Here is a 4,635-nt window from a genome sequence, read left to right as displayed (position 1 = left end):
CGACGCCTGCGCTCCTCGCGCTCCGGACTGATAGCCATGGTCTCCATGATGTTCTCCTTCGAGGTGAACCCCACTCACACAGACCATCTGACACCCCCGTTCAACTGGCAGAACTATGTCGACGTGATCGCGGAGTACTGGCCACAGTTCCTGCGCTCGTTCTGGTACGCGCTGTTGGCTACCCTCTTCGCGCTGCTGATCAGCTATCCGATCGCGTACTTCATCGGTGTGGTCCTGCGCGACAGACCCCTCATCCGCAACCTGCTGCTGGTGCTGGTGATCGCGCCGTTCTTCATCTCGTTCCTCCTGCGGACCCTCGCCTGGAAGGCACTGTTCGCCGACGAAGGGCCGGTCGTCGGGTTCCTGCAGACGATCGGACTCTTCGGACCGCAAGATCACATCACGGGCACGGGATTCGCCGTCGTCTTCGGTCTGACCTACAACTTCATCCCGTTCATGACGCTGCCGCTGTTCGCCTCGCTCGACCGGCTCGACACGCGCCTGCTCGAGGCGAGCTCCGACCTGTATGCGACACCAGGGCAGACGTTCTGGCGGGTCACGTTCCCCCTGTCGCTCCCGGGCGTCGTCTCGGGGACGCTGCTGACCTTCATCCCGGCAACCGGTGACTACGTCAACGCCAGCCAGGCCTTCCTCGGAAGCCCGTCGACCACGATGATCGGAAACGTCATCCAGTCGAAGTTCCTCATCACGGTGAACTACCCGCAGGCGGCAGCCCTCAGCATCCTGCTGATGGCCGTCATCCTGATCATTGTCGGCAGCTACGTGCGGCGCACGGGAACGGATGACCTCCTGTGAAAACGCAATGGACCGTGCGGTCCCGCATCCTCGGCATCTACGTCATCGCCGCGTTCGTGGTGCTGCTCATCCCGATCGCCTACACGTTCCTGTTTTCGTTCAACGAGACGACCCGCACGAACATCACGTGGAACGGGTTCACGATCGAGAACTGGCTCACCGTCTGCGAGCAACCGGAGGTGTGTGTCGCGTTCGGCAACAGCATCCTCGTGGGGCTCGTCGCCACGATCATCGCCACGACCCTCGGCACGATGATCGCGCTCGCCCTTGTGCGCTACCAGTTCAAGGCTCGCGGCTCGATCAGCCTGCTGCTGTTCCTGCCGATGGCAACCCCCGAGGTCGTCATCGGTGCGGGTCTTGCCGCGCAGTTCCTGACGATGGGGGTTGCGAAGGGTCTCGGCACGATCATCCTGGCCCACACGATGTTCTGCCTGAGCTTCGTCGTGGTGACGGTACGCGCTCGCGCACTCTCGCTGGATCCGTCGATCGAGGAGGCCGGCCGAGACCTCTATGGCTCCCCCCGGCAGGTGTTCTGGCGCATCACCTTCCCGCTGCTGCTGCCGGGCATCATCGCCGCGGCGCTGCTGTCGTTCAGCCTCAGCTTCGACGACTTCATCATCACGTACTTCACGTCGGGCTCGGTGCAGACTTTCCCGGTCTACATCTACGTGGCGGCCCAGCGCGGCATCCCGCCGCAGGCGAACGTGATCGCATCGGCGGTGTTCTTGCTCGCGATCATCGGCACCCTCGCGTACGGGATCGTGAACGCACGCCGAGCGGCGGTTCGTCGAGGTCGCTGACCCTGACGGTCTGGGCGGGGCGTAGCGTGAATGGATGCCCCGCCTCCGCCGCAGTCGCACCACAGAACCGGGCTTGCGGCGTGTGCGTCGCGGACGCGGATTCGCCTACCTCGATGAATCGGGTGCGGCGATCACCGATGAGGCCACGCGCGAGCGGATCTCGGCCCTCGCGATTCCGCCCGCGTGGAACGACGTGTGGATCTCACCCCACCCTCACGGGCACATCCAGGCGACCGGCGTCGACGACGCCGGCAGGCGCCAATACCTATATCACGAGGTCTGGCGTGAGCGTCAGGATCGAGTGAAGTTCGAGCGGATGCTGGATCTGGCCGAAACGCTCCCGGGCGCCAGGCGCACGGTGACGCTCGATCTGCGCTCCGACGGACTGGGGCGCTCTCGTGTGCTGGCGACGGCGTTCCGGATGCTTGACACCGGGAGCCTGCGGGTCGGGTCGGAACGCTACGCGGACGTCCATGGCAGCTATGGCCTCTGCACGCTGCTGTGCGCGCACGCGAGCGTGCACGACGGTGAGCGCGTCGAACTGCGGTTTCCGGGCAAGAGCGGTCAGCCGTGGGAGTCGGAGCTCACCGACCCCGATCTTGCTGCCGTGGTGCGGGCGCTGAAGCGCCGCGGTGGGCGGGCGCGACTGTTGGCGTGGCGCGATGGCGATGGCGAGGTGCACCCGCTGCATCCGGAGGAGATCAATGCCGACATCCGCCGGCGCACGGGCGGAGACTTCACCGCCAAGGACTTCCGGACCCTGCACGGCACCGCGGCTGCGGCTGTGAGCCTGGCGAAGGCGGGACCGGTGGATTCACCGTCGCGGCGGGCGAGGATTGTCGCTGCAGCAATGCGGGATGCGGCCTTCATCCTCGGGAACACCCCCGCTATCGCTCGGAGCAGCTACGTGGATCCGCGGATCGTGGAGGCCTACGAGCACGGCACGACGATCGACCCGTCGCGTCCGGCATCCGTCGAGTCGGAGTTGCGCGCGCTGCTTCGGTGAGAGTGCGCGTGCTCTCAGGCGACGAGTTCTGCGGCCCGAGGGTCGTGACCGGCGATCACCTGCAGGCCGGGCATCCGCTCGCGCAAAGCGGCGAAGCGTCGCAGCGTCTCGAGCTGCTGCTTCCGGTCGCCGACGTCCGGAACGACCGCCTTCTCGATGAGGCTCGGATCGTAGGTTGCATCCCCGACCAGCAGCAGCGGATTCCGACCCTCGCCACGACGGACGAGCAGGCTCATCGACCCCGCGGTGTGACCCGGCGTGGGCAGGAGCGTCAGCGCGCCGTCTCCGAAGATGTCGTAGGCACCGTCGAAGTCGACGAGCGCGGGATCCTGCGAGGGGGCAAACGTCACGGGCCGCCACTGGACACCGGCATCGAGCAGGTACTCGGCCAGGACGCCGTGCATGTGCGGCGACTTTCCGGTGAGCACGTCATGCTCAGACTCGCTCACGAGCACCGGGATCCCAGCTGCTGCAAGCTCGCTGATGTTGCCGGCGTGGTCATAGTGCAGGTGCGAGATGGCGGCGAGACTCAGTCGCTCGATCGGAACCCCGGCGAGCTCGAGCTGTTCACCGAGCCCTTGCCCAGGCGTGAGGGTTGAGTCCACCTGCCGCGCGTAGACCGCACCGACAAATCCGCCGGGGAAGTACTCCTTCGGCGAGTCAGCGGACGCGGGTGCTTGCCCGGTGTCCCACAGGACCCAACCCTGTTCGTGCTCAATGAGCACCACATTCACGGGAAGCGGATCCGTCCATTGCCGCGAGGTGAACGTCCACCACAGCATGGGAGTGCCGTTGCCGACGATATTGTGTGGCCGCAGCCGCACCTCGCCGATACTCAAAACCGATACCCGCCCGACGCTGCCCTTTGTCATGGAGTTCAGCATGCCAGGTCGCTGTTTCGCGCCCGGGGCGACCAGGTTTCGGCGTGTCAGTCGGCGAGCGTCCGCTCGCGCATGAATCGCCCGACGATCGGGACGATGAGCACGATCACCGCGACGACGATCGCCGTGATACCGATCGGCACGTCGACGAGGTCACCGAGCAAGCGGGCGACGGCGAGCCATCCGAGGCCCCAGGCGATCGACAGGACGGGAGCGATCCGCCAGCCTCCCGACGCGGATACCGCCAGCGCGACGACAGCAACCACAATCAGCACGATGACCCCGACGACGGACGCTGCGCTCTCCCAGTCCGCCGGGACGGTCGCGGTAAGGGCCGCGGCAATGTTGGCGACGGTGGCGAGGGTCACCCAGCCGAGGTGCAGGCCGGTGACGACGTCGATCAGGATGCCGTCGAGCCATCCGTCGGCCGGCTCTCGGGTGCGCACCGCTCGGAGGTAGGTCACGACGAGGGCTGCGAGCAGCAGGATGATGCAGACGACGGTCGCCCAGACCGAGAGGAACTGCACGGTGACGAGCCAGAGGCCGTTGAGCACCATCGTGAGGGCGATGAGCCAGCCGAGGCTGCGCTGACGGTCGCGGGCGCGCTGCGACGGGAGCGCCTGCCAGATGACGTAGATCGCAAGACCCAGGTAGATCGGTGTCCAGATGGCGAATGCCTCGGTCGACGGCGTGAGGTACGAAGCATCCGGCGAGAACGACCCGCCCTGCGCATCTTGTATCGGTGTGCCGCCGAAAGCTCCCAGGCCCACCGCGTCGCCGATGATCATGAAGACGAAGGCCGCGATCACCAGGATCTGGCGGGCTACGTCGCTGCCGCGTGCTGACTCTGTCGCGCTCATGCCCCCACGGTATTACGCGCCTGCCCGCCTGCGGGCCGGTTCATGCGGCGTCCCCGTCCCCGGGCCTGACCGGTTCAGGCGGCGTTGGGGTAGAAGGTGGGGAGGTGCCGTTCGGGTTTCACGACATACCGGCGCCCGTGTGGGGATACCCACTCCAGGGGGGTGTCAGATGGTCTGTGTGAGTGGGGTTCACCTCGAAGGAGAACATCATGGAGACCATGGCTATCAGTCCGGAGCGCGAGGAGCGCAGGCGTCGGCAGAAGGAGCTCGCT

At 66.2% G+C, this 4,635-nt stretch carries 5 protein-coding genes; 3 read left to right on the top strand and 2 right to left on the bottom strand.

Features of this window, described 5'->3' with window-relative positions:
- The 3 genes from BGO47_RS00025 to BGO47_RS00015 all read left to right on the top strand — a co-directional run.
- Positions 1-816, top strand: an 816-nt coding sequence (locus tag BGO47_RS00025; protein ID WP_292706948.1) for an ABC transporter permease, incomplete at its 5' end; no start/stop codon positions are given.
- A 14-nt stretch (positions 817-830) separates the two neighbouring features.
- Entirely contained in the window at positions 831-1,616 is a 786-nt protein-coding gene (locus BGO47_RS00020; protein WP_292706951.1) for an ABC transporter permease, read from the top strand.
- A 34-nt stretch (positions 1,617-1,650) separates the two neighbouring features.
- Positions 1,651-2,622, top strand: a complete 972-nt coding sequence (locus BGO47_RS00015; protein WP_292706945.1) for a DNA topoisomerase IB — start codon at positions 1,651-1,653, stop codon at positions 2,620-2,622.
- A gap of 14 nt (positions 2,623-2,636) precedes the next feature.
- Here the strand turns inward: BGO47_RS00015 and BGO47_RS00010 are convergent, their stop codons facing one another.
- Both BGO47_RS00010 and BGO47_RS00005 read right to left on the bottom strand, forming a co-directional pair.
- Entirely contained in the window at positions 2,637-3,494 is an 858-nt protein-coding gene (locus tag BGO47_RS00010; RefSeq protein WP_292706942.1) for an N-acyl homoserine lactonase family protein, read from the bottom strand.
- A gap of 56 nt (positions 3,495-3,550) precedes the next feature.
- On the bottom strand, positions 3,551-4,363 hold the full coding sequence (locus BGO47_RS00005) for a TspO/MBR family protein (RefSeq protein ID WP_292706940.1): 813 nt from the start codon (positions 4,361-4,363) through the stop codon (positions 3,551-3,553).
- Positions 4,364-4,635 lie beyond the last annotated feature (272 nt).

This window comes from Microbacterium sp. 67-17 (assembly GCF_001898325.1).
GTDB lineage: Bacteria > Actinomycetota > Actinomycetes > Actinomycetales > Microbacteriaceae > Microbacterium > Microbacterium schleiferi.
The sequence above is the reverse complement of the archived record's forward strand: the minus strand, read 5'-3'. Positions and strand labels throughout refer to the sequence as shown.